The following is a 638-nucleotide window of genomic DNA, read 5'->3' as shown; positions in this document are numbered from 1 at the left end:
GACGGTATTAATATGGAGCATCATGGCTTTGTCGTACGTGGTGGTAGAGAAATGGAAAATCATTTTGAATGTTTATGGGATTTGTTTAGAAGTATTCCATCATTAGAACAACCTGATGCATCCGTGTTAGACGAATTTTATTGGTTGAATAAGGAAGATCCTAACTATTCTAAATGCAGAGCCATTAATAGTGGTGGTAAACGCATTGATACTGATGGCGATTTTACATTATCTAAAAAAGCTATTAAAGAAATTTTAAGTTTATGTATGAAAAAAGAAGAAGATTTAGAAGATGTTAAAATTTCCGAAGTTTTCACTGAAGATTTTTTAAATTCTAATTTTTGGTTATATTGGAAAACAATGTTTGCTTTCGAACCCTGGCATTCAGCAATGGAAATGCGTCGATATCTTATGCGTTTTGTTCACCATATTGGTGGTTTGGCAGATTTTAGTGCTTTAAAATTCACTAAATATAACCAATATGAGTCTTTAGTATTGCCAATGGTAGAATATCTTAAGTCACATGGCGTGCATTTTGAATATGGTGTTCAAGTTGACAATATATTGGTCGATTCAACATCATCTACGAAAATTGCACGAGAGATTCTTGTAAACAAAAATGGTAAAACAGAATCTAT

General features: G+C 32.3%; 1 protein-coding gene. It reads left to right on the top strand.

Features of this window, described 5'->3' with window-relative positions; translation table 11 throughout:
• Positions 1-638 (top strand): oleate hydratase (locus HMPREF3241_RS06580; RefSeq protein WP_176746661.1); only part of this gene is annotated, 638 nt, incomplete at both ends.

Source organism: Staphylococcus sp. HMSC34G04 (genome assembly GCF_001838765.1).
Taxonomy (GTDB): Bacteria; Bacillota; Bacilli; order Staphylococcales; family Staphylococcaceae; genus Staphylococcus; species Staphylococcus epidermidis.
Note: the sequence above shows the minus strand (reverse complement) of the source record. Positions and strands in the feature narration are given on the sequence as shown.